Annotated in this window: 23 protein-coding genes; 16 read left to right on the top strand and 7 right to left on the bottom strand. The window is 62.5% G+C overall.

Going from position 1 to position 23,885, the window contains the following annotated elements:
- Positions 1–117: 117 nt before the first annotated feature.
- From R1T44_RS11490 to R1T44_RS11465, 6 genes are all read left to right on the top strand, one after another.
- A complete protein-coding gene (locus tag R1T44_RS11490; RefSeq protein WP_107334628.1) occupies positions 118–639 on the top strand; it encodes a CidA/LrgA family protein in 522 nt (173 codons plus the stop codon).
- A complete protein-coding gene (locus R1T44_RS11485) occupies positions 636–1,364 on the top strand; it encodes an LrgB family protein (RefSeq protein WP_131432197.1) in 729 nt (242 codons plus the stop codon). The genes R1T44_RS11490 and R1T44_RS11485 overlap by 4 nt, the downstream gene beginning before the upstream one ends.
- A 323-nt stretch (positions 1,365–1,687) precedes the next feature.
- Positions 1,688–2,563 carry a hypothetical protein gene (locus R1T44_RS11480; protein WP_131432196.1) on the top strand — a complete coding sequence of 292 codons (876 nt, stop codon included), beginning with the start codon at positions 1,688–1,690 and terminating at the stop codon, positions 2,561–2,563.
- Positions 2,564–2,688: 125 nt separating this feature from the next.
- Positions 2,689–3,351, top strand: coding sequence for a response regulator (locus R1T44_RS11475; RefSeq protein WP_107334631.1), 663 nt, complete (start codon positions 2,689–2,691; stop codon positions 3,349–3,351).
- Positions 3,348–4,766 carry an ATP-binding protein gene (locus R1T44_RS11470; RefSeq protein ID WP_317292077.1) on the top strand — a complete coding sequence of 473 codons (1,419 nt, stop codon included), beginning with the start codon at positions 3,348–3,350 and terminating at the stop codon, positions 4,764–4,766. The genes R1T44_RS11475 and R1T44_RS11470 overlap by 4 nt, the downstream gene beginning before the upstream one ends.
- Before the next feature lie 224 nt (positions 4,767–4,990).
- Entirely contained in the window at positions 4,991–5,764 is a 774-nt protein-coding gene (locus R1T44_RS11465; protein WP_317292076.1) for a 3-hydroxybutyrate dehydrogenase, read from the top strand.
- 151 nt (positions 5,765–5,915) lie between these two features.
- Here R1T44_RS11465 and R1T44_RS11460 read toward each other — a convergent pair whose 3' ends face one another.
- The 5 genes from R1T44_RS11460 to R1T44_RS11440 all read right to left on the bottom strand — a co-directional run bounded on the left by R1T44_RS11460 (position 5,916) and on the right by R1T44_RS11440 (position 10,246).
- The gene (locus R1T44_RS11460) at positions 5,916–6,452 is read right to left on the bottom strand and encodes a response regulator transcription factor (RefSeq protein ID WP_317292075.1); all 537 of its coding nucleotides are present in this window, start codon (positions 6,450–6,452) and stop codon (positions 5,916–5,918) included.
- Between the two features lie 32 nt (positions 6,453–6,484).
- A complete protein-coding gene (locus R1T44_RS11455; RefSeq protein ID WP_107334634.1) occupies positions 6,485–7,756 on the bottom strand; it encodes an ATP-binding protein in 1,272 nt (423 codons plus the stop codon).
- A gap of 155 nt (positions 7,757–7,911) precedes the next feature.
- Positions 7,912–9,459 carry a DASH family cryptochrome gene (locus R1T44_RS11450; protein WP_284726986.1) on the bottom strand — a complete coding sequence of 516 codons (1,548 nt, stop codon included), beginning with the start codon at positions 9,457–9,459 and terminating at the stop codon, positions 7,912–7,914.
- Complete coding sequence (locus R1T44_RS11445) at positions 9,446–9,613, bottom strand: DUF2256 domain-containing protein (RefSeq protein WP_131432191.1); 168 nt, start codon at positions 9,611–9,613, stop codon at positions 9,446–9,448. The genes R1T44_RS11450 and R1T44_RS11445 overlap by 14 nt, the downstream gene beginning before the upstream one ends.
- Before the next feature lie 114 nt (positions 9,614–9,727).
- Positions 9,728–10,246 carry a MarR family winged helix-turn-helix transcriptional regulator gene (locus tag R1T44_RS11440; RefSeq protein ID WP_131432190.1) on the bottom strand — a complete coding sequence of 173 codons (519 nt, stop codon included), beginning with the start codon at positions 10,244–10,246 and terminating at the stop codon, positions 9,728–9,730.
- A gap of 248 nt (positions 10,247–10,494) precedes the next feature.
- Between R1T44_RS11440 and hmgA the strand changes: the two genes are divergently transcribed.
- From hmgA to maiA, 3 genes are all read left to right on the top strand, one after another.
- Positions 10,495–11,823 carry a homogentisate 1,2-dioxygenase gene (gene hmgA, locus R1T44_RS11435; protein ID WP_284726985.1) on the top strand — a complete coding sequence of 443 codons (1,329 nt, stop codon included), beginning with the start codon at positions 10,495–10,497 and terminating at the stop codon, positions 11,821–11,823.
- 97 nt (positions 11,824–11,920) lie between these two features.
- Positions 11,921–12,940, top strand: coding sequence for a fumarylacetoacetate hydrolase family protein (locus R1T44_RS11430; protein ID WP_131432188.1), 1,020 nt, complete (start codon positions 11,921–11,923; stop codon positions 12,938–12,940).
- A 145-nt stretch (positions 12,941–13,085) separates the two neighbouring features.
- On the top strand, positions 13,086–13,736 hold the full coding sequence (gene maiA, locus R1T44_RS11425; protein WP_131433049.1) for a maleylacetoacetate isomerase: 651 nt from the start codon (positions 13,086–13,088) through the stop codon (positions 13,734–13,736).
- 73 nt (positions 13,737–13,809) lie between these two features.
- Here the strand turns inward: maiA and R1T44_RS11420 are convergent, their stop codons facing one another.
- Positions 13,810–14,592 carry a cation diffusion facilitator family transporter gene (locus R1T44_RS11420; protein WP_317292074.1) on the bottom strand — a complete coding sequence of 261 codons (783 nt, stop codon included), beginning with the start codon at positions 14,590–14,592 and terminating at the stop codon, positions 13,810–13,812.
- A gap of 155 nt (positions 14,593–14,747) precedes the next feature.
- On the opposite strand from R1T44_RS11420, the gene R1T44_RS11415 reads away from it, so the two are divergent.
- The 5 genes from R1T44_RS11415 to R1T44_RS11395 all read left to right on the top strand — a co-directional run bounded on the left by R1T44_RS11415 (position 14,748) and on the right by R1T44_RS11395 (position 21,596).
- Positions 14,748–15,143 (top strand): MerR family transcriptional regulator, encoded by a 396-nt coding sequence (locus R1T44_RS11415; protein ID WP_131432186.1) that lies wholly within the window; start codon positions 14,748–14,750, stop codon positions 15,141–15,143.
- 168 nt (positions 15,144–15,311) lie between these two features.
- A complete protein-coding gene (locus R1T44_RS11410) occupies positions 15,312–16,901 on the top strand; it encodes a peptide chain release factor 3 (RefSeq protein ID WP_131432185.1) in 1,590 nt (529 codons plus the stop codon).
- Positions 16,902–17,288: 387 nt separating this feature from the next.
- Entirely contained in the window at positions 17,289–17,771 is a 483-nt protein-coding gene (gene mscL / locus R1T44_RS11405; protein WP_054557004.1) for a large conductance mechanosensitive channel protein MscL, read from the top strand.
- Positions 17,772–17,910: 139 nt separating this feature from the next.
- The gene (locus R1T44_RS11400; RefSeq protein WP_131432184.1) at positions 17,911–18,678 is read left to right on the top strand and encodes a TatD family hydrolase; all 768 of its coding nucleotides are present in this window, start codon (positions 17,911–17,913) and stop codon (positions 18,676–18,678) included.
- A gap of 74 nt (positions 18,679–18,752) precedes the next feature.
- Positions 18,753–21,596 (top strand): EAL domain-containing protein, encoded by a 2,844-nt coding sequence (locus R1T44_RS11395; protein WP_284726984.1) that lies wholly within the window; start codon positions 18,753–18,755, stop codon positions 21,594–21,596.
- Between the two features lie 141 nt (positions 21,597–21,737).
- Here R1T44_RS11395 and ygfZ read toward each other — a convergent pair whose 3' ends face one another.
- Entirely contained in the window at positions 21,738–22,859 is a 1,122-nt protein-coding gene (gene ygfZ / locus R1T44_RS11390) for a CAF17-like 4Fe-4S cluster assembly/insertion protein YgfZ (protein ID WP_284726983.1), read from the bottom strand.
- A 284-nt stretch (positions 22,860–23,143) separates the two neighbouring features.
- Between ygfZ and R1T44_RS11385 the strand changes: the two genes are divergently transcribed.
- The gene (locus tag R1T44_RS11385) at positions 23,144–23,335 is read left to right on the top strand and encodes a hypothetical protein (RefSeq protein WP_054557000.1); all 192 of its coding nucleotides are present in this window, start codon (positions 23,144–23,146) and stop codon (positions 23,333–23,335) included.
- 87 nt (positions 23,336–23,422) lie between these two features.
- A complete protein-coding gene (locus R1T44_RS11380; protein ID WP_131432182.1) occupies positions 23,423–23,857 on the top strand; it encodes an OsmC family protein in 435 nt (144 codons plus the stop codon).
- Positions 23,858–23,885 lie beyond the last annotated feature (28 nt).

Below are 23,885 nucleotides of genomic sequence, written 5' to 3'. Positions count from 1 at the left end.
CACCGTTGTTGGTGTCTTCAATACTGAGGGGGAGGGACTGGCGTCAGGGACGGCTGTGACATAATTGTCAGAACGGCGGCCTGAAAGGCTGACACGGCTAAGAGGAGTCTGTAAGGAATGGCGTTGATCAAGGGGTTCTGCATCCTGCTGCTTTGCCAGTTTCTCGGTGAGGTAACGGGGCGTGCATTGTTGCTTCCGGTGCCAGGGCCAGTACTGGGAATGTTGTTCCTGCTGCTGGGGTTGATGTTGCGAGGGCGGCTACGCAAACGGTTGTTGCCTACACCGGATAGAGAGGGGGAAGGAGTACTGCGTGTTGACGAGAATGCGAATCGAGACCTCGGCCAACGTCAACTGGCCCGTGCGCTGCTGCGGGAACGCGTGCCTGCCAGTCTCAGGCTTGCCAGCAATGGCCTGCTCTCGCATCTGTCGCTGCTGTTCGTGCCCGCGGGCGTTGGTGTGATGGTGCATTTCGAGCTCATCGCACGTGATCTCACCGCCATCGCCATCACGCTGGTTGCGTCGATCGCGGTCACCCAGTTCGTCACGGCCTGGCTGTTGCAACGTCTGATCGATCGAGGTTCTGCGACACCGAGTGGAGCAGGGGGCAAGTCACCCAGCGCCGATGAGGTGTCCTCATGAATCTGGCCCCGCTTGACGCCCTGTGGGTGTACCTGAGCGCTTCTCCGTTGCTGCATCTGCTGTTGACGCTGGTGGCCTTTCTGCTGGCGACGGCGATCAATCGTCTGGCCCGGGGCGCATCGCTGGCGCATCCGGTACTGGTCTCCATCGCACTGATCATCGCGTTTTTGTGGCTGACGGACACTGACTATCCCACCTATTTCGAAGGGGCCCAGTTCATCCACTTCCTGCTCGGGCCGGCCACCGTCGCGTTGGCGGTACCGTTGTTTGACCATCTCGATCGGGTCAAGCAGATGCTGTGGCCACTGCTGACGGCTTGTTGCGTTGGCATCGTCACTGCCGTGACCACTACCCTGGGGCTGTCACTGGCGCTGGGAGCACATACCCAGGTGGCCCTGAGCCTGGCGCCCAAATCCGTCACATCACCGATCGCGATGGGGATCGCCGAAAAATTGGGCGGTATCCCCTCGCTGACGGCAGGGCTGGTGCTGCTGACCGGCACCCTCGGCTGTGTGCTAGGCCCCGTTGTCATGCGACTGGCAGGGGCGCGAGACGATACCGTCAAGGGCTTCACCATGGGCTTGTCGGCGCATGGCATCGGTACTGCGTTCTGCTTCTCGTCGGTGAGCACGCTGGCGGGTGCCTTCGCTGGCATGTCGATGGGGCTGACCGGTCTGCTGACCGCCTTCATCGTGCCGCCTATCGTCAGGCTGTTCGGCTTCTGAGCATCAGGGGCATTGGTGGAGAGTCGAGCTGGAGGTGAGCAAGCGGCGAGCAAGAAGCAGGAAGGCCAGCGTTATCGTGGCATCGTCTTGTGAGAGCTTAAGTTTGCGTTAAGCGCAGCCATTCATGCTGGTGATCACTCCATGGTTAAGCTCAGCGCTTGCGTGTTGGCCATGGGAATCGCCAGCACGTCTTGTGGAAATGTCACCTCGTTGCCACATGTCTGTCAGTGAGCTGATCGATCATGCTCCTATGCAGGTCCACAAGGCGTGTCATCCACTCGCGCTTCTGTGTCTGGCAATGCCTCGACCCAAGGAAAGCCCTCATGTTCATTTCTCTTGCACGCACAGTTCTTGAACGCACTGGTCTTGCCCACACCGCTGCAAAGCTCAAGCCCGCTGGCCTAGCCGGGCATCGTGTACTGGTCGAGGCGCCGATGGCCTCCAGTTGTCGAGAACTCTGTTGGCAGCTGGCGGCGGCAGGGGCTGCATTGATTCTGGTCGAGCGAGAGGGGGATGACCTTGCCTTGCTGTGCAGGTTGTTGCCCACCCCGAGTGGCCAGCAACACCGCCGCCTGTCACTGACGCACGCAGATGTGAGGGGTGACGCGCTATGCACGCAACTGCACAACATCCCGGCTTCGGAGCGCCCCGATACCTTGCTAAGCCTGCCGGGCGATGGCCGCTGGCATCTGGAGAGTGGCCGCGCCTGGCATGTGCTCGAGCGTGGGGGGTGGCCGGCCGAGGTGCGCGCCAAGGTACTGGAGTGTCTTGAGCTTCATGGCTCGGCGGATAGCCGACGCCCGCTGCTGGAGTTGACCGTGCAGGCAGACGGCGACTTTTTCGTTCCGCTGCCGACAGCGAAGCACTCACGTATCCGCTTGCATACCCCGGCGCTGATCACCGGTGAAGAGGACCCTCTTTTGATGCGCCTGGCGCGCCATCAGGGCAATCATCCTGTCAGTGTGGCGCGTCAGGCGCGCAAGCTGATCTTCCGACTGCGGCTGGCGCGAGCCAGGCACCCGCTCGCGTATGGCTGGCTGATGGCGGGTGAGGCGCTGCGGCGTGTCATCGGCGGGCCGCGCCGCATGCTGGAGCGTGGCGCGCTCGGGCTGCGCGAGCAGAGGATGCTGCTGACGGTGCGTCTGGCCAGGTGGCGCCATGCTCGGCACCAGGGGCGCCGCGCACGCAGTGGTGTGTGATGGCTGGCTGATCTGTCGACACCGCCCACAGTATGCTTTCGACGTCCGTCACCTTTCGGTGGCGGACGTCTTGTCTCATGTCCTGATATGACATGGCAGAATCAGAACGATTTCAAGGAGTCCAGATGCGAGTTCTGCTCGTCGAAGATGATCCGTTGTTGGGCGAGGGGGTCAACCATACCCTGCGCCGCGAAGGCATGAGCACTGAATGGTTGAAGGAGGGCGCCAACGTCGCCGCCACGCTCAAGCATTCGCCCTTTGATGTGCTGGTGCTGGACCTTGGCCTGCCGGATCTCGACGGTCTGCAGGTCTTGAGTCACCTGCGCCGTCAGGGCCAGACGTTGCCGGTATTGATCCTGACGGCACGTGATGACATCAGCGACCGGGTACGTGGTCTGGACGGCGGCGCGGATGATTATCTGGTCAAGCCGTTCGACATTGCCGAGCTGGTGGCGCGTCTGCGTGCGTTGGTGAGGCGCCATGCCGGGCAGGCCAGCGGTTGCCTGCAGTTGGGGCCGTTGCGCATTGATCAGGCTGGCCGCACTGTCACGCTCTCCGGTAGTGAGGTCGCGCTGGGGCGGCGCGAATTTGATCTGCTGGAGTTCCTGCTGCTGCACCCCAGTCGTGTCTTCAGCCGGGATCAGCTCGTCGAGCAGCTCTATGGCTGGGATGGCGATGTCGAGAGCAATGTCATCGAGGTACATGTCCACCATCTGCGGCGCAAGTTCGGCACCGGGGTGGTCAAGACCGTGCGCGGCGTGGGCTATCGGCTGGGGGAACTCACGTGAAATCCATCCGCAGTTTCCTGCGGCGCAACCTGATCGGTGGCGTCGTGATCGTGCTGGGGACGGCCGCCGCCTGGAGCTACTTCGATTCCCGCGAGCAGATTGATGAGCTGTTCGACGCTGAGCTGGCCCAGAATGCACGCATGCTGGGGCGACTCTATCAGTCCCGACTCGCGTCGTTGACACCGGCCGCGCGTCAGGAAACGTTGCAGCAGATGACATCGGGCCAGTTCAGTCTGCGTCCACCCTCCCTGAGCTTTGCCGATGGCCACGAGAAATCCCCGCTGGGACATGTCTATGAAGACAAGCTGATCTTCCAGATGTGGGACGCGCTGGGCCAGCCGTTGCTTGGCCTCTCTTCACGCTCCGTGGTGCTCGATTACCTGCCGGTGCCCGGCTATGGCAGGCAGCATGACAATCACCATGACTGGTTCACCTTCACGCTGTATTTCCCCGAGAGTGGCATCTGGGTCACGGCGGCCCAGCGTGAAGATGTGCGCGATGAACTGACCGGCCAGATTGCGTTGCACAACGTGCTGGCGCTGGTGGTCGGGTTGCTCGTGATCGCCTTGCTGATCGGTGTGGCGGTCTCGCGGGGGTTTCGTCCCGTCTTGCGCATCAGTCATCAGATCACGGCCCGTCAACCCGGGTACCTTGAGCCGTTGGATGCCAGCGAGGCGCCGGACGAGATACGCGGCATGGTGGATGCCCTCAATGGGTTGCTGGCGCGTCTGGCGGACACCCTCGACAAGGAGCGGCGCTTCACGGCCAATGCCGCCCACGAATTGCGGACTCCCCTGGCGGGCATCAAGGTGCATGCCCAGAATCTGGAGGCCGATGCCAGGGATGAGGCCTCGCGGCGCTCGGCACGCATGATCGTGGATGGCGTCAATCGCATGACGCGGGTAGTGGAGCAGCTGTTGACCCTGTCACGACTGGAAAGCGGGGCAGAGGCACCGCGTCGTCCGGTCGATCTCGCCCAGCTGACCCATGAGCTGGCGCGGGACCTGGGCCCCATGGCACGCCAGCGAGGCATCATGCTGCATGTCGAGGTTGCACCCGGCGCGCAGTTGGTCAGTCATGAGAACGGCCTCTACGTGCTGCTGCGCAATCTGCTCGACAATGCGCTGCGCTATACGCCAGAAGGCGGAGAGGTGCATCTGGATATCCGCCGCGACGACGCTGGATGGCGCATGGAAGTGGCCGATACGGGCCCCGGAATCCCGCTGCGTGAACGCGAGCGCGTCTTTGAACGCTTCGTGCGTCTGGCCGGCCAGAAGACTCAAGGTTCCGGGCTGGGCCTTTCCATCGTGCGCGAGCTCGCCGAACGTCTAGGCGCAGCGCTGGCGCTGAAGGAGAGCCCCTTGGGAACGCCGCAGGCCCCGGGGCTGCTGGTGCAGGTTCGCTTCCCGTCGTAGCAGGTTCGTTTCTCGTCGTGAATAGTGCGTGTCCGCCGGGTTGCGTCAGCGGAGGCCAATGATTGCGTCGAATGCATCATGCGGCTGTGATGCTGGCTGGCGCCCGATAATGCCAGCGGGGAGTGCAACTCGGCGATGGTCGGGTGGCAAAGACGGCTAGATTAGCGCTATCTTCATTATATGTTGCAGAGCAGCATGACATTCCCCTCTGTCAGGAGATTCGCATGAGTGAACAACAGTCTTCCCCTGTCCGTGTTGCACTGGTGACCGGCACCGCCAGTGGTATCGGCGCCGCCATCATGCAGGCGATGTGCGATGCCGGGCATCAGGTGCTGGCGGTCGATTTCAGTGATGAGGGGGCAGAAGTCGCCGACAAGGCAGGGGCTGCCTTCTTCAAGGCCGACCTGACGGATGCCGAGCAGTGTCGTGCGGCGGTGGATGAAGCCGTGTCCCGTTTCGGGCGTCTCGATATTCTGGTCAACAATGCCGGCATCCAGCATGTCGAGCGCATCAAGGACTTCCCCGAAGCCAAGTGGAATCAGATCATCGCCTTGATGCTGAGTGCGCCATTCACGCTGATCCAGGCGGCTTGGCCGCACATGGAGAAGAATGGGTGTGGGCGCATCGTCAACATGGCGTCCATTCACGCCCATGTCGCGTCACCGGGCAAGGCGGCCTACGTCAGCGCCAAGCACGGCTTGATGGGGCTGACCAGAACCGCTGCGCTGGAAGGGGGCGAATGCGGCATCACCGCCAATGCCATCTGCCCGGCCTACGTGCGCACGCCGCTGGTCGACAAGCAGATCGCCGAGCAGGCCAAGCTCAATGACATGCCCGAGGATGAAGTGATCGAGAAGATCATGCTCAAAGGCGCGGCGATCAAGCACATGATCGATCCCTCCGAGGTGGCGGACATGGCGGTATGGCTGGCCTCCGACAAGGCAGGCTCAGTGACCGGCTCCAGCTTCAACATGGATCTGGGGTGGACGGCGCAGTAACGGCGTACCCTTGAGCAACGGCTCATTCCAGGCAGTGCAGAGACACCAAGCCCTCACCATCGATTCGCGCTTGCGAGCGAGGATGGTGAGGGCTTTTGCTTGGCCGACAGCAAAGTGTCGCCTTGGCGCAGACCAGGCCAGCGGCACGGTCTCAGCGCTTGACCGGGCGCTTCTGTAGCTTGCGTTGCAGGGTGCGGCGGTGCATGCCCAGGGCGCGGGCGGTGGAGGAGATGTTGCCATCGTGCTCGTTGAGCACCTTCTGAATGTGCTCCCAAGTCAGGCGGTTGACTGACGGCGGGTTGTCGGAGATCACGGCGGCAGGGTCGCCGCCCTCGCGGTTGAAGGCGTTGAGAATCTCGTCGGCATCGGCGGGCTTGCACAGGTAGTTGACCGCGCCGAGCTTGATGGCTTCCACCGCGGTGGCGATGCTGGAATAACCGGTCAGCACCACGATACGCGTGTCAGGCAGCAGGGCGATCAGCTCGGGCAGCAGCTTGAGGCCGGAGCTCTGCTCGAGCTTCAGGTCGAGCGTGATCAGCTCCGGGCGGTGGCTGCGTGCCACGCTGAGTGCCTGGGCTTCATCACGGGCCACTTCCACTTCATAGCCGCGACGCGTCATGGCGCGCGCCGTGACCTGGCAGAAGAATTCATCATCGTCGATGATCAGCAGTCGGGTTGCATCGCTCATCAGGGTTCTCGCTTGGGCGGTCTTTGCCGCCATCATGTCAGATGAAGGGGGAGGCGCACTTCCGTCAAGGTGCCGCCATCTTCGTGGTTGTACAGACTGACGCCGCCACCGAACCGATTGATGGTGGCATGCGTGAGGAACAGGCCGATGCCCATGCCCTTGGATTTGGTGGAGATGAAGGTCTCACCGAGCTGGTCCGCCACCGCCATGGGCACACCACCGCCATGATCGCGGATGTCGATCAGCACTTCTTGATCGCGTTGCTCCAGGGTGATCTCGATATCATCCGGGCAGGCGTCAGCGGCATTGTTGAGTAGGTTCATCAGCGCCTGCTCAAGCGTGGTATCTACCAGCATGGAGGCCTGTTCAGCGCCGGGCGTCACCTCGACGCTATGCTGCACGTCCGGGCGCACCACCAGCCAGCGCTGCACGATTTCCTCCAGCCATTGGGCTGCATTGATGGGTTGAGGCTGCTCCATGCGGCGGCGGTCGGCCGCGGCCACCATCGCCTGCAGGCGTTGCTTGCAGGTGTCGACCTGACTGCGAAGCAGGGCAAGATCATCCTCCAGCTGAGGGTCATTCCTGTCCTTGGCATCCTCGCGCATCTCGCTCAGCAGCACTGCCATGGTGGAGAGCGGGGTGCCCAGTTCATGCGCGGTGCCGGCGGCCTGGCTGGCCACCGCCAATACCTGTTCACTGCGCAGGGCGGCCTCACGCGTGGTGGACAGCGCCTGATCCCGGGTGCGCAGGGCATGGGCCATCTTGTAGATGAAGTAGGTCACCAGCGACGCCGACAGGCCGAAGTTCAGCCACATGCCGATGACATGCAGGCTGATGCGTCCACCCAGCTCATAGGTCGCCAGCTGTGGCACCGGCTCATAGAACACCATCAGGAAGCTGTAACAGCCCATGCCGACCGCGGCAATCACCCAGGCGTAGCGCCAAGGGAGCGTTGCGGCCGCCATGGTCACCGGCACCAGATAATAGGGCACGAAGGGATTGGTGGAGCCACCGGTATGGAAGAACAGCATCGTCAGACCGGCGATATCCACCAGCAGGTGAATCAGGTTCTCGGTGTCGGTGACGGGATGCGACTGCCCGAGGCGCCACCAGGTCGCGACATTGACCAGCCCCATCGCGATGATGATCGAGATGACGGGCAGCACATTGAGCTGAAAGCCGATGATCTCGAGCCCGAAGATGATCAGGATGAGAAAGCCGGTCCAGGTGATGCCGCGCGCGATGGTTAGACGAATGAGATTGCGGTGCGGCGTGGACAGTGGTGGCGGTAGCGGCTGATTCATGACGACTCCTGCGAGGAATGCGGCCATGATAGTGAATAAGGCTCATAAAGTGCAGCCCTGACGGCCAGTTAGCGCCAAGGCGCCATGCAATCCCCTGCGTTGCTTTCTCTTCGTTGTGCCCGCTTTGTGGCGCTCTCTTCGTTGTTCAACGCTTGTCAGCCTCGCTCGAAGGAGCCACTCAGCCAGGGCGTCACGCGTGTCGGTGTGATGTCGGCCAGATGGGCCTCCCAACCCTCGACATGCGTGAGAGGCTGGCGCGGGTAGTGGCCCGCTGATCCGTTGCGCCCTGCGCTGCTTGACCAGGCGAGCCAGGGCGCATGGCGCTGCATGCCGGCGGGTAGTGTCGCAAGCTCCGGTATCCAGCGGCTGACGTAATGGCCGAGAGGATCATGCTGGCGTGCCTGCTTCATCATGTTGAAGTGGCGATCCCCGCGCGGATCACGTCCGATACCCGCCAGATAGCGCCAGTTGCCCCAGTTGGAGGCGACGTCGTGATCCAGTAGCTGATGCTCGAACCAGGCCGCTCCTTGGCGCCAGTCCACGCCAAGGTCCTTGACCAGAAAGCTCGCCACGTTCTGGCGCATGCGGTTGCTCAGCCAGCCGGTAGCCGCCAGTTCGCGCATGCCGGCATCGACCCACGGTATCCCGGTCATTCCGGTCTGCCAGCGTTCAAGCGCTTCCGACGTCTGCGCATGGCTGCGCGGCTGAGCCGCGTCGTGGCTTGGGGACTCGCCCGTGAAGGTGTGCCTGCCCAGCCGCCGTGCATCCCAGTGGAAGTACTCGCGCCATAAAAGCTCGACGCGGATCCAGTCGCTGTCCTTGAAGGCAGCCTGCGGATGCGCGCAGTCCTCGGGCAGTGTGGTCTGAAAGCGGTGCAGCGTGTCCAGTATCCGCCGCGGTGACAGACAGCCCAGTGCCAGCCACACGGAGAAGCGGGTCGAGAAATCTGCGCCGCTGAGACGGTTGCGGGTGGTCTTGTACTGGCCGGCGAAGGCCGGGCTCAGGTAATCCTGCAGGCGCTGCAAGCCGGCGGGCTCTCCGGGGGAAAAGGTGTATTCGCCACGGGTGTCGGCCTGCCAGTGGCGAGCCTTGAGCAGGTGCCTGGCCGTGCCCTGAAAGCCGCGAGAGGCGGACTCTGGCCAACCGGGGAGCGTGGACGGCGCGTCCAGCGGGGCAGGCATGTCGGTGAGGCTCGGGCGTGCCTTCTCCAGCTTGCGCCGGAAGGCACTGAAGCTCTCGGGGAGTGCGACGAGTGGTTCCGGCAGCTCGTCTTCGTCCAGCAGCAAACCACTGTTCAATTGCCGCAGGCGACACTGGCTCGATACCGCACGTTGCTGGCGTTGTTCCACCACGCCCGTGGCGCGGCGCGCGATGACGCCTCGGCAGCCATATTGCCTTGCCAGCTGCGGAATCAGCTGTGCCGCGTCGCCATGGAGGATCAGCAGGTCACTGCCCAGCGCCTGAAGTCGCGTGCGCAGCGACTCCAGGCTCCCGAGCAGGGCATGTTGCCGTCCCGTGCTGAGCGGCTGCAGGCGTGGCTCCCCGGGGCTGACGCTGCCGAAGGGCTGAAAGGTCGTCTCCGCCACCACATGCACGACCAGCAGATGGGAGGCTCGCTCCTCGAGCGCGGCTTGCCACAACGGGTTGTCATCGAGGCGCAGGTCCTCGTTCAACCATACCAGCCAAGGGTCAGTGGACGTCATCGCGCGCCTCCCGTGCCAGCTGGCGTGCGTTGCGACGACAGCGCTGACTGTAATGGCGTACGTCGTCCCAACAGTCCTGCCACTTCTTGCGCCACGTGAAGGGGCGCTGGCAGGTCTGACATGGCTTGCTGGGCAGGTGCGGTTTGCGATGCATGCTGGCAAGGCTCCTTAAAAGCATTACATAACCTATACCATAATTGTACATCACACAAAATGGCGGGCAGGAAATCCCCTGTCATCCTGTTGACGAGTGCCTTGCATGCCTGCCTCAGTCACCGCCCGGCAGTTGATCCAGTTGTCGCTCCAGAGCCTGCATGGTGAGCAGCAGATCACGGTATTGGCGTGCATTGACGGCGCCGAGCAGTTCATCCTCGAAACGCCGCGCTTCGGGAATCAGCTCGGCGAGCATGGCCTCTCCCTCGGCGGTGAGAACGAGTAGCTGCGCACGCTGGTCCTGCTCGCTCGGACGACGCAGGATCAGTTCACGGCTCTCCAGTGATTTGACGGCGCGCGAGACGCGTACCTTGTCCATGTGGGTGCGCAGGCTGATTTCCCGCGCGGTCATCGGCACACCGCGGCTCAACCAGGCCAGCAGACGCCACTCGGCGACATTGATGGCGAAGCGCTCGCCATAGCGGGCGAACATCGCCTCACTGGTGCGCTCGGCCAGTCGGTTGAGGCGATAGGGCAGGAACTGGTCAAGATCCAGCTCGCAGCTGGGCGTGTCCTGTGAGGCTTCCCCATCAAGGGCATCGCGCGCTTCGGGAGTGTCATCAGTGCGTTGCATCGAGAGTTACCTGTCTCGGTGAGAGGGCTGACCAGCGTTGTCACGACAGTGCATGGCGGTGGGATCAGGTTACCGATGTTACCACTTTCGACAGCGAGCAAGACAAAAGTCGAGCACTCGAGCGATTGCCAAGGTATGAATCTGTCTATATGGTTTCATATGTAACTATTTAAGGGCGATGGCGGCATGTCGTGCCGTGGATGCCCCAGGTCATCAGGAGCCGCGAGCCCACAAGGAGATGAATCGTCATGCGCGAGCGCAATGCTGAGTGTCATTATCACGCCGGTTTTCGAAATCATGTCTCCAGCGAGGCGTTGCCTGGCGCCTTGCCGCAGGGCCAGAACTCTCCCCAGCAATGCCCCTATGGCCTGTACGCGGAGCAGTTGAGCGGCTCGGCCTTCACCGCGCCGCGTAGCCACAATCTGCGCAGCTGGCTTTACCGCATTCGGCCCTCGGTGGTGCAGGGCGCCTATCAGCCCATGGAGATGCCGCAGGTCGCCACCGCACCGCTGGCCGAGAGAATGCCGGATCCCAACCCGATGCGCTGGGACCCCATCGCGTTCTGCGCTGGCGATTTTCTGGAAGGCCTGATCACGCTGGCGGTCAATGGGGATGCCCAGGCGCAGCAGGGCTGTGCCACGCACCTCTACGCCTTCTCTCGCGGCATGCAGCAGCGCTTTTTCTACAATGCTGATGGCGAATTGCTGATCGTGCCGCAGCAGGGTGCCATCGAGGTGCGCAGCGAGCTAGGCCTGCTGGAAGTCGCCAGCGGCGAGATCGTCGTGATTCCGCGTGGTATCAAGTTCCAACTCAATCCGCTGGCGGGGCACGCGGAGGGCTGTCGAGGCTATGTGGCCGAGAACTATGGCGCGCCTCTCGAGTTGCCCTCGCTGGGACCCATCGGCAGCAATGGACTGGCCAATCCGCGTGACTTCCTCGCACCATCGGCACGTTTCGAGGACGAAGCCGGTGACTTCACGCTGGTGGCCAAGTTCGGTGGGCGTTTCTGGCGCGCGAGCCTGGATCATTCACCGCTGGATGTCGTGGCCTGGCACGGCAACTACGCGCCCTACAAATATGATCTGGCGACCTTCAATACGATCAATACGGTCAGCTTCGATCATCCTGACCCCTCGATCTTCACCGTGCTGACATCACCGTCGGACACCGCCGGGGTCGCCAATCTCGACTTCGTGATATTTCCGCCACGCTGGATGGTCGCCGAGAACACCTTCCGGCCGCCGTATTTCCATCGCAACCTGATGAGCGAGTTGATGGGGCTGATCCATGGCGAATATGACGCCAAGCGCGAAGGCTTCCGCCCGGGCGGCGCGAGTCTGCACAACGCCATGACCCCGCATGGCCCCGACGCTGCCACCTTCGAGGCCGCCAGTCAGGCGGAACTTGCCCCCCGCTATCAGAGCAATACGCTCGCCTTCATGTTCGAGAGTCGCTATCTGTTCCAGCCCACCCCGCAGGCCCTGTCGTCGAGCGCTCGTCAGCGCGACTACGGCTCGGTATGGCAGGGGCTCGCGTCGCACTTCACGCCTCACACCACTCCTCAATTCACCCCTTAATTCACCCTGCATACGTGATGACCTTTGACTGTTCATCGTCATCCGACCCTAGGCAATTCCTGCATTATTGCTCACGTTGCTCTTCAAGGAGGCACCCATGAAATTCGCTACCTACCAGGATGGTTCCCGTGATGGAACGCTGCTGCTGGTCTCCCGTGACCTGACCCGCGCCGTCAAGGTCGCGGATGTCGCCACGACCCTGCAGGCGCTGCTGGAAGACTGGACGTCGCTGGCGCCCGGGCTCGAGCAACGCTACGCGGCGCTCAATGATGGCACGCTGACGGACGCCTTTGCGCTGGAAAGTCAGGCGCTGCATTCCCCGCTGCCGCGCAGTTATCAGTGGGCAGACGGCTCGGCGTATCTGAACCATGTGCAGCTGGTGCGTCAGGCGCGTGGCGCCGAGATGCCCGAGACCTTCTGGCATGACCCGCTGATGTATCAGGGCGGCAGCGACAGCTTCCTGGCCCCCAGCGCCGATATCGTATGCGTCAGTGAGGAGCATGGCATCGATTTCGAAGGCGAGATCGCCGTCATCACCGATGATGTGCCGATGCACGTCAGTCCGGAGCAGGCCGAGGACCACATTCGCCTGTTGATGCTGGTCAATGACGTCAGTCTGCGTGGGCTGATCCCCGGCGAGCTGGCCAAGGGCTTCGGCTTCTTCCAGGCCAAGCCGTCGTCAAGCTTCTCGCCCATCGCCGTGACGCCGGACGAGCTGGGGGATGCCTGGCAGGAGGGGCGCGTGCATCTGCCGCTGAGCGTGCATCTCAATGGTGAGAAGTTCGGTGAGCCAGAGTCCGGGCCAGACATGATCTTCAGCTTCCCGCAGCTGGTGGCGCATGCCGCGAAGACTCGCCCTCTGGGCGCCGGTGCGATCATCGGCTCAGGCACCGTGTCCAATCCCGGCAAGGATGGCGGCCCCGGCAAACCGATCAGCGAAGGGGGCGTGGGCTACAGCTGTCTGGCCGAAGTGCGCATGGTCGAGAAGATCCTGTTCGATGAGATTCGCACGCCCTTCATGCGTTTTGGTGATCGCATCCGCATCGAGATGTACGATCGCGATGGCCAGAGCATCTTCGGCGCCATTGATCAGCAGGTGACGCAGTTGGACGCCTGAGGGCGTCGTCGAGAGGCAGAGCTTCTTAGAGACACGTCTCGGGAAGACGTCGTGTGCCGGTAAGCCCAAAGCCAACAGGGTGCGAGGCAGTGCGAAGGGGCGGCCGGCATTCAACCGCGTCACAGGGGAGCGCAGCATGAGTTCAATGAGTCTGTATGGCTATTACCGTTCATCTACCAGCTATCGGGTAAGAATCGCGCTGGCGCTCAAGGGGATTGAGGTCGCTCAGGTGCCGGTCAATCTGCTCAAGGGCGAACAGCGCAGCGAGGACTATCTGGCCATCAATCCTCAGGGGCTGGTGCCGACCCTGATGGTGGGAGATACCCCAACATCTGTGGCTCTGACCCAGTCGCTCGCGATCATGGAATATCTGGAGGAGCGCTGGCCCACCCCGGCGCTGTTGCCCTCAGCGGCGGAAGCGCGTGCGAAGGTGCGCTCACTGTGCCAGTTCATGGCCTGTGAGATGCATCCGCTCAACAATCCGCGCGTGCTCAATTATCTGACCGATCGGCTTGAGGTCACCCAGGAGCAGCGCCTTGAGTGGTACCGACACTGGGTCGCCGAGGGCTTCGCGCGTCTGGAAGTGATGCTGGCGGAAAGTGCAGGGCGTTTCTGCCATGGCGATAGCCCGGGCATGGCGGATGCCTGCCTGATGCCCCAGCTCTACAATGCACGGCGCTTCGAGTGTGAATTCAAGGCCTACCCGAGGATTCTGGCCATCGAGGCGGCCTGTCAGTCAATGGAAGCCTTCCAGCAGGCCCACCCCGAGCGTCAGCCAGATTGTCCGGTGGGCTGATCATTGTCGGTATCCCGACAAGAAAGCGCCTCGGCGGTCTCGACGGGGCGCTTTCTTGTCTCGGGTCATCGTCTCACCGACAGCACTTGCTGGAGCTGTCGCCGCTGGCGGGTGTCTGCTCGACCACCACGGCAGCCGTGGATGGCGCGCAACAACTGCGGGTGGCGCAGGATGATGGCGGAGCGTCAGAGGTTTGCGAGCTTGCGTCTTGCTCATGCTCAGCTTGCGCGCTTTCGGCCTGCTTGGCCTCGCCAAGCTCTACTCGCGCGTCGCGAATCACCTGCCAGGCGGACTGCAGGAAGAGTGCGGCAATCGCCGCCCCCAGCAGCACATCCGGCCAGCGGGAGCCCGTCCAGCCCACCAGTATCGCGGCCCCGAAGACCGAGGCATTGGCGATGATGTCATTGCGTGAACACAGCCAGGTGGAGCGCATGTTCAGATCATCCGACTTGAAGCGCCACAGCAGGCCGAAGCAGACCAGATTGACGGCCAGCGCCAGCAGGGCGAAGGCGCCCATGCCGTGTGCGGCAGGGGCGACGCCATTGAGGGCCTGATAGCCCGCCTCGCCAAGGACGATCACGCCCAGCGCCAGCATCACGATGCCTTTCACCAGCGCGCTCAATGCACGTTCACGCACGCTGCGATGCAGGACATAAAGGGTCAGGGCGTAGACGCTGGCATCGCCGAACATGTCGAGTGAATCCCCCAGCAGTGCGGTGGAGCCCAGCCACCAGGCTGCGGTGAATTCGATGAAGAACATGCTGGCATTCAGTGCCAGCAATATCTTGAGCACCTTGCCCTGAGAGGCTCTGAGCTCTACCAGCTCGTCGGACTTGCTTTCGCAACAGCTTTTCATAAGGGGTCTTGGCCTCCTGTCGTATTGCTGACAGCATGGAGGTTATAGTCACTATAAGGTCAAGCATCATGACACAAGGATCCGAGCGCGAGCCGGGAATAGCAGCGCAAGACCCGCAAAGATCATCGGCTTGCACAGGGGCTGTTACAGGGGCGATGAGCATCGGTCAGCTGGCCAAGGCCTCAGGCGTCCAGGCGGTGACGATCCGCTACTACGAGAAGCAAGGGCTGTTGGCCCCGCAGCGGCGTGCGGTCAACGGCTATCGCGAATATGGCAAAGCACAACTGCGCCGGTTGACCTTCATCCGCCGTTGCCGGCGTCTGGGTTTCTCGCTGGACGATATCCGCGCCTTGCTGGGGCTGGCGGATCAGCAGGCGTTGCCGTGCCATCAGATAGACGCGCGCATCGAGGCGCAGCTGGCCGAGGTGCGCAAGCGTCAGCGCGATCTCGCCGTCATGGAGGAGGAGTTGCAGCGCCTGACACACTGCTGTGCCGGCGGGGTGGTGGCGCAGTGCCGTATCGTTGAGACCCTGTCCGAGGGCGAGGAGTAAGGCCTTGGCATTTTCGTGCGCGTAGGGATGATCGAAGGCGTGTAGATCACGCTCGCCTCTGTTGCCGCGCCGCGGCAGCCGCTACAATGCGCGCCATTCGTCTTGTTCTGCTATTCACCCAACAGTGCGCGCGGCGTGCCTCACGTCGGGCCGGATGCCTTTCAGCTCATGTCAGATTCCCAGATTGCCAAGTCGGCGGATGTGCGCCGTACATTCGCCATCATCTCTCACCCGGATGCCGGTAAGACCACCATTACCGAGAAGCTGCTGCTGTTCGGGAATGCCATCCAGATGGCCGGCTCGGTCAAGAGCAAGCGGGCCGATCGCCACGCGACCTCTGACTGGATGAAGATGGAGCAGGAGCGTGGCATCTCCGTGACCACCTCCGTGATGCAGTTCCCCTACAAGGACCGCATGGTCAACCTGCTGGATACCCCCGGGCACGAGGACTTCTCCGAAGATACCTACCGGACGCTGACTGCCGTCGACTCGGCACTGATGGTCATCGATGGTGCCAAGGGTGTCGAGGACCGCACCATCAAGCTGATGGAAGTCTGCCGCCTGCGCACCACGCCGATCCTGACCTTCGTCAATAAGATGGACCGCGAGACGCGTGACCCCATCGAGGTGATGGACGAAGTCGAGACGGTGCTCAACATCCAGTGTGCGCCGATGACCTGGCCGATCGGTGTCGGCAAGGGTTTCAAGGGCGTCTATCACCTGCTCAATGACGAGATCCATCTCTACAAGCAGGGCCAGGGCAACCGCATTCCCGATGACGTGCGCATCAAGGGCCTCGATAGCTCCGAAGCCATCGAAGTGCTGGGCGAAGACCTGATCGAAGAGTTGAGCATGGAAGTCGAGCTGGTGCGCGGCGCCTCCCACGAGTTCGATCTCGAGGCCTATCGTCGCGGTGAGCTGACGCCGGTCTACTTCGGTACTGCCATGGGCAACTTCGGCGTGCGCGAGATGCTCGACGGCTTCGTCGAATATGCCCCGCCGCCCCAGCCGCGCGATACCGATACCCGCGAAGTCACCGCCCACGATGAGCGCTTCACCGGCTTCGTGTTCAAGATCCAGGCCAACATGGACCCGAAACACCGTGACCGTGTCGCCTTCCTGCGTGTCTGCTCCGGCAAGTACGAGAAGAACATGAAGATGCGCCACGTGCGCATCAACAAGGACGTCAAGATTCCTGACGCCCTGACCTTCATGGCGGCGGACCGCTCCCACGTGGAAGAGGCCTGGCCGGGCGATATCATCGGCCTGCACAACCACGGCACCATCCAGATCGGTGATACCTTCACCATCGGCGAGGACATGCGCTTCACCGGCATTCCGCACTTCGCGCCGGAACTGTTCAAGCGCGTGCGCCTGAAGGACCCGCTGAAGATGAAGGCGCTGCAGAAGGGCCTGCAGCAGCTCTCCGAAGAGGGCGCGACCCAGGTCTTCCAGCCGTTCGACAACAACGACCTGATCGTCGGTGCCGTCGGTACGCTGCAGTTTGACGTGGTCGCTCACCGCCTGAAGGAAGAGTACAAGGTCGAGTGCATCTATGAGGCGATCAATGTGCAGACCGCACGCTGGATCTACTGCGATGACACCAAGATGCTGGAAGACTTCAAGCGCAAGGCCAGTGCCAACCTGGCCTACGACGGCGGTGGCTGGCTGACCTACATCGCGCCGACCCGCGTCAACCTGCAGCTGACCCAGGAACGCTGGCCGGACATTACCTTCCGCGCGACTCGTGAGCACTGAGACAGTTGCCATAACGGCGTTGCCGCGACGGAGTTGCTGCAGCGGCGATGTAGTAATGGCGCTGCGATAGCGAGTCTGTCGATCACGCCATGAAGAACGCCACCCCTCGGGGTGGCGTTTTTTTATGCCCGGATAAAGGTGGCGTTTTTTGTGTCCAGACATGCGTGTAACCCTACGTTTACACAGCCAACCCATGGCGTGGCATCAGCACGGCATAATGTTTGGGTCATGTTGTCTTGCTGGCATCCGTGTGATGAAGCTTGCTGGGGCGAAGGTCGGTAGGGCGCAGACAATGACAACAACAATGGCGTGGGATGTGTCTCAGTGCGGGCCATGCATGATGCGTGGCAATCCACCGGATGGTTAGCGAGTGACAGGAGATGACAGATGTCCGGATTCATGCAGGAATTTCGTGATTTTGCCGTCAAGGGAAGCGTCGTCGACATGGCGGTCGGCATCATCATCGGCGGGGCATTCACACTGATCGTCAAGAGTCTGGTCGGTGACATGCTCAACCCGCTGATCGGGCTGCTGATCGGCGGAGTCGATTTCGCCAATTTCTTTGTCGTCCTCAAGGAAGGCGCTCAGGCCGCGCCCTATGCCAGTCTCGAGGCCGCCAAGGAAGCGGGAGCCGTCACGCTGAACTATGGCTTGTTCATCAATGCCATCATCAGCTTCGCCCTAGTGGCGCTGGCGGTGTTCGTGTTGATCCGACAGATCAACAAGCTCAAGAAGGAAGCCGAGGAAGCGCCGGAAGAGGTCACCGACAAGGATTGCCCGTATTGCCTTTCCAAGGTGCCGCTGGCGGCGACCCGTTGTGGTCATTGCACCTCCGAGCTGGCGCCGGCAGCGCCGGTGGAGGCGGCCTAGGCCATCTGCGTCAGTCACGGTGACTGACAAGCAATATCGATACTCGTCCTCAGGGGACCGGCCACCAGGCCGGTCCCTTCGTTTGTCTGTCACACGCAGATATAGCACGATGGCTGTACGACCATCCCCGGGAGATTCCATGCTGATCGACAGCCATTGCCATCTGGATTTCGCTGACTTCACGCCGGATCGTGAGGCGGTCATCGCGCGTGCCGAGCAGGAAGATGTCTCGGCCTTCGTGGTGCCCGCCACCACGGTGGCAAGCTTCCCGGCAGTGCTGGCGCTGGTGGATTCACCGGCGCGTATCTTCGGCGCCCTGGGACTGCACCCCTATTTTCTGTCCGAGCATGGCGATGACGCGCTGGCGGCGCTTCATCAGGCCCTCGATCAGCATGCTGGCCAGGTCGTCGCGTTGGGCGAATGTGGCTTCGATGCGCGACTGGCCGATCATGATGCCCAATGGCAGCTGTTCGAGGTCCAGCTGAGCATGGCACGCGAATTCTCCCTGCCTGTCATCGTGCACTGCGTGCGCGCCAATGACGAAGTCGCCAAGCGTATCAAGCAGGCACGACTCACCCGTGGCGGCATCATCCACGCCTTCGCGGGCAGTCAGGTGCAGGCGGAGCGCTTTCTCGAGCTTGGCTTCGTGCTGGGGCTGGGCGGTAGCGTGACCTACCCGCGTGCCAACAAGCTGCGCGGAGTGGTGGCGTCACTGCCCGACGATGGCTTCGTGCTGGAAACCGATAGCCCCGACATGCCGCTGTGCGGGTTTCAGGGTCAGCGCAATGAACCATCGCGAGTGGCGAAGGTCGCGGACGTGGTGGCGGAACTCCGCGCGAGCAGTCGCCACGATATCGCGTTATCCACCACGACGAATGTGCAGCGTATTCTTCAACTGAACGTCTGATCTAGACTGACCTCATAGGCTAGGCGACAGCCTGCCGACCCGGTTCAGGAGGTCGCCTCATCATCGGTAAATCAATGTCAGATTCTTCAGCATCGCGTTCCTCCTCTCGTGTGCCGGCACACGAGTCTTCTGCTGTCTTCGCGCACGCCTCCCTGCCTGCTGGCCCCCGCTATCGGATGTACCTGCTGCCGCTGCTGTTGCTGGCGGCATTGCTGGCCACTGCCTGGTTGACGGCCAGCCAGATCACGCAATCCCGCGAGGCGGATCGTGAGTCCGACAGGCAGCGGATGGCCTTGTGGGTCAAGAGTGAACAGCGCCTGCTCGCAGGACAGTTGCAGGAGAACGGCTACTGGGAAGAAGCCGTGACCAGGTTTCTGCGCGAGCCCGAGCTCGACACGACCTGGCTCGAGTACATGTATGGCCCCGAGTTCGCCATCAATACCGGCATACATCTGATCTCTGCGGTGCGTGGCGATGGGCAGGTGGCAGCCTGGGTGCAGCACAACGCCGGGTCGCCGGGGGCCGACTGGCTGGGCAAGCAGCCGGTGAGCTGGCGACGTGCGCTCGCCCCCGTCATGCAGGCTGCCCGCCAGTCACCGACACAACCCCAGCTGGCCTGGTTGATCGTCGATAACCAGCCATGGCTGATCGGCATGCAGGGGCTCTACGAGGATGAGGAGGCCTTGCCACCGCGAGACGAGCAGGGGCTGTTGATTTTGGGCATGCCGCTCACGACAGACCTGCTGGACGAGCAGGCGGCCGTACTGGGCTTGAAGGGTTTGCAGGTCGTCAGCAACGCCATGCCACAGCCCATCGCGACGCAGCAGATCTGCGTGGCCTTGCCGGCATCCGGCCGTGCCGATCGCTACAACCATGCCAAGGCCTGCTGGCAGGATGAAAATCGCGTCGCTCAGTTGCTGCAGGAGATGGGCACTCCGCTGGCGGTGCTGCTGTTGATCATTTTGCTGGCGGGCATGGGCACCATCGGCATGCTGGTGCGCGATAGTCGGCGCCGAAGGGCGAGTCGGGCCTATGGCGCCTATCTCGAGCATCAATACCAGCGCCACAGCATCCTCAATCAGCAATTCCTGAGCGTCCCCTATGAAACCCACACGCCGCAGAACGCGCGTGCCTCTCTCACTCGGTACCTGCAGCGCGTGCGCGAGATGCTGGGGGCAGAGATCATCATCTATCGGCGTGAGGTGGGAAATCCCAACGCCGGCTACCTGATTCTGCAGAGTCACGATGAGCGTGAGTGGTTGAGTGAGGCATCGTTGCGGCGTGATCCTCTCTGGCGCCTGCCGGTGGGGCGCGTGTGCGTGTCAGCCGGTGATCGCTCGCGACGCGATGACGATGGGAGCGTCGACAGGAGTGTCGATGAGCAGGAAGATCGCGCGCTGCTGCTGTGTCAGCGACTGGGCGCCAGCCAGCTGATGGGCTATTCGGTCTCGCCGCATCCCGGGCGCAGCGAATTGCTGCTAGTGGCCAGTCGTGGGCATCGACTCAACCCCACCGAGATGATGCCGTTGCTGGACATGACCCTGGATACGCTGGTGGTAAGAGGACTGGAGCAGGAGCGCGTGCTGCTCCAGCAGCAGTTGCTGAAGGAGCGCGAGATGGATCTCGACACAGGCCTGCTCAGCCGTGAGGGCATGTTACGCATGATCAAGGTGAGGATTGACCAGCTGGGCGAGGTCGCGCCGATGGAGGGCTTCGTGCTGATGGCGCTACGGATCGGCGGCTTGCAGGTGCTCTACGATCATGCCGGCGCCGAGCCGGGCAACTACCAGCTGGAGCAGGTCCAGAAGCGCATTGCTCCCTTGCTGGGAAATTCGGGCGATGTGGCGCGCCTCGAGACCGACAGGTTGCTGATCATGGTCCAGCGCCGGCTGCTGGAAGCGACGCGTGGCGGCATCAGCGGCTGGCTGGACAACTTGCTGAATGCCGTGCGCGACAAGGTCACGCTCGATGATGAGGTGATCTATCTGCAGCCGAGCCTGGGCATCACGCGCTATCCCGAGGATGGCCATCAGGTGGATGCGCTGGTCTATCGCGCCGAGCGTGCCTTGCACGATACCCAGCAATGCCAACGCGAGTGGCATTTCTTCGATGATGAGGCGGAGCGTGAGTTGCGTCGCCTCAAGCAGCTGGAGGCCGAGTTCACCGTCGCGCTGCGCGAGAATCAGCTCAGGCTCTTCGTGCAGCCGATCGTCGACGGGCGTACCGGCCGCTTGCAGCTGTCGGAGGCGCTGATTCGCTGGCAGCACCCCGAACATGGCTTGATGGGCTCGGCGGATTTCATGGCCATCGTCGAGTCCGCCCGCCTGGATGTCGCGCTGGGGCGTTGGGTGCTCAAGGAAAGCATCGCGACCCTGATGCACGTCCACGAAAGCGGCCATGAGCTGCATCTGAGCGTCAACGTGACCGTGCGCCACATGATGGACAAGCGCTTCCTGTCAGACCTGGAAATGTTGTTCCGGCATCCGGAGCTGTGTGAGCGCCTGACGCTTGAACTGGTCGAGAGCCAGCTGCCGGATGACATCCAGGCCCTGGCCGTGCTGTTCCAGACCATCCGGGCTCACGGCGTGGCGTTGGCACTGGACGATTTCGGCACGGGCTACTCCTCGCTGTCACAGTTGCAGCGGCTACCGTTCGACAAGCTCAAGATCGATCGGCAGTTCGTGACGGCGCTGGGCTCCAGCAAGGGGCAGGCCATGATCGAAGCGATGCTGGGGCTGGCGGAGGCCTTCCATCTTGCAGTGGTGGCCGAAGGCATCGAGACGCCGGAGCAGCGAGCCGAATTGCTCGCGCATGGCTGCTCGCTGCATCAGGGCTATCTCTATGCACGACCGATGCCGGTGCAGGAGCTGATCGAGCACCTGATCGCAGGAGATGGCTGGCTGCCGGAAGGGCTGTAAGGGCTGGGCGCCCCGGCAGGCGGCTGAAATCAGCAATCCGTGGTAGATAAAAGCCCCGCACGTAGGCACGTGCGGGGCTTTCCTGTGGCGGCTTTCAAGCGATCAGTCCTTCAGGACGATCAGCCTTTCAATCCGTACCCTTCAGCCCTTGAGCTGCTCCGGGTCGCGACGCTCGACGGCATAGGGCAGTGCGCTGCGCTCAAGCTGGGTGCCATTTTCCAATGCCAATGCGATCTCTTCATCGCGCAGGCTGATCACGGCCAGCAGCTCCAGACGTCCCTGCTCATCATGGGCTGCCTGCAGCACTTCGCCGAGGGACTTGCCGTCGGGACTTGTGACCTTGCTGCCCACCGCTGGCAAGTCGGCCGGCTGCACCGTCGTCAGGCGTTGCAGGCGCTTCTTGACCTGGCCGCGGAAGTGGGCGCGTGCCACGACTTCCTGACCGGTGTAGCAGCCCTTCTTGAAGCTGATCGCGGCGAGGGCTTCCAGATTGAGCATCTGCGGCAGCCAGCTGTCAGTCTGCGCGGAGGTGACCCACTGCAGACCGGCGCGGATATCTTCCAGGCGCCAGCGGGTTTCGTCGCTGGCGGCCACATCGCGTGCGAAAAGCGCCGTCGCGAGGTCTGCCAGGGCGGCATGCGGTCCGACCAGTATCGCGCGCTGGGTATTGCCTGACGGCTGGCGCGCCAGCGCGCAGGTCTGCGGTTCTTCTTCCTCGCTCGACTGCAAGGGCGACTGGAGGACCGAGCGCATGGCCAGGTCATGCTCGGCCAGCGCAGGTGCCGCGAGGGCATCGGCACAGGCCGCCAGAGTCTGCTCGCCGAGCAGGCCGAGCATGCTCAGCTCACTCGACACCTCCAGCGTTACCTTGTAGAAGGGCGCGAACTTGGCCAGATGGGCACGCAGCGGTTCGGCGGTGCCAGCCGGCATCACCACCCACAGACGCTCTTCACTGACGCGCAGCAGCTGGGCCATGGCCAGAATGCGTCCCTTCGGGGTGCAGAAGGTCGTCAGCGGCGCCAACTCGCCATCGACCAGACTCAGCTGCTGTGAGGTCTGTCCCTGCAGAAAGCGTTCGCCATCCTTGCCGCAGACCTCGAGTACTTCGAAATTGCCCAGCGGGGTCAGTGCATTTTCGGTCAGTATATTCTTGGTTATGTCAGCGAGTGGCATGGAGGCGTCGGCTGGCTCACCCAGCGTCAGGCGGCCGTCCTCGCCGAGCTGGTAGCCGTGGTCTTGCATCAGGGTCTTCAAGGGATTCATCTACCACCATCCTGTTGCGAAGGAGTGAACTGCCGGTGGCGCACTGGCAACCATGCGGCATGTCGGATGCCCGCATTGTCACGCGCCAGCTGGCGGCTGTCAGCCCCTTGTGCCCCAAGTGGCAGTAAAAGAACGGGCAAATCAGTGTTCCCGTCCTGCCAGGCGTTTCTACGGCCTGGCTCGCGCCGAGTCTGATGGGCGCTGACTGTCAGGCAACCGTGCTATTCTTGACGGCTGCAATGCGCCGCGGCGCCCCTTTTTTACTGCATGACAGGAATGACACGATGGCCAGTTTTTCTCTTACTCTGATCGGCGTCGAGAGCGTCAAGGACGTCAACAAGGTCACCACGGCGCTGATGATGATGGATGGCGTCAAGGAAGCCGAGGTCGGGCGTGGCTTTGCCGAAGTCGACGGTCAGGTGCGTTATGACGCGCTGGTCAAGACGGTCGAGAAGGCCGGTTACAAGGTCAAGTGACCGCAGTGCGGTGACGCTGCACAGGCGGGAAACAGGCAACGTCTCACGAGCGGGATCACGGACAGATCAGCGACAGGGAGGTGACGAATGAGTATCGAGGTAATCAGCCGTCGATCAGGCAGCTTCGTGCAACGGGTACAGGTCGCAAGCTTTGATGAGTTGCTGGTCGATGTGCCGGCGGTGGTCGGTGGCGACGAGAGCGCCCCGGACCCGCATGACTACTTCGACCTGTCGCTGGGGGCCTGCAAGTCGATCACCGTGCAGATGTACGCCCGGCGCAAGGGCTTGCCGCTGGCGGGGATCATCACCACGGTGGACCGGGACGACAGCGACGAGCGCCGTGGCAGCAACAGCGAATATCGTCTCACGGTCAGCATGCAGTTCCTGGCCGAGGAGGGCCAAGAGCTGGATGCCGAGACCCGCGCGCGCCTGATTGAGATCTCCGAGCGTTGCCCCATCCATCGCCTGATGACCAGCACCCGGGTCTCGGTGACCAGTCGAGAAGCGCCCGCGAGCGAATGATGCCGCTGGGCAATCATCTGCCTGTCGT

The organism is Cobetia amphilecti (assembly GCF_032923285.1).
Taxonomy (GTDB): Bacteria; Pseudomonadota; Gammaproteobacteria; order Pseudomonadales; family Halomonadaceae; genus Cobetia; species Cobetia amphilecti.
Note: the sequence above shows the minus strand (reverse complement) of the source record. Positions and strands in the feature narration are given on the sequence as shown.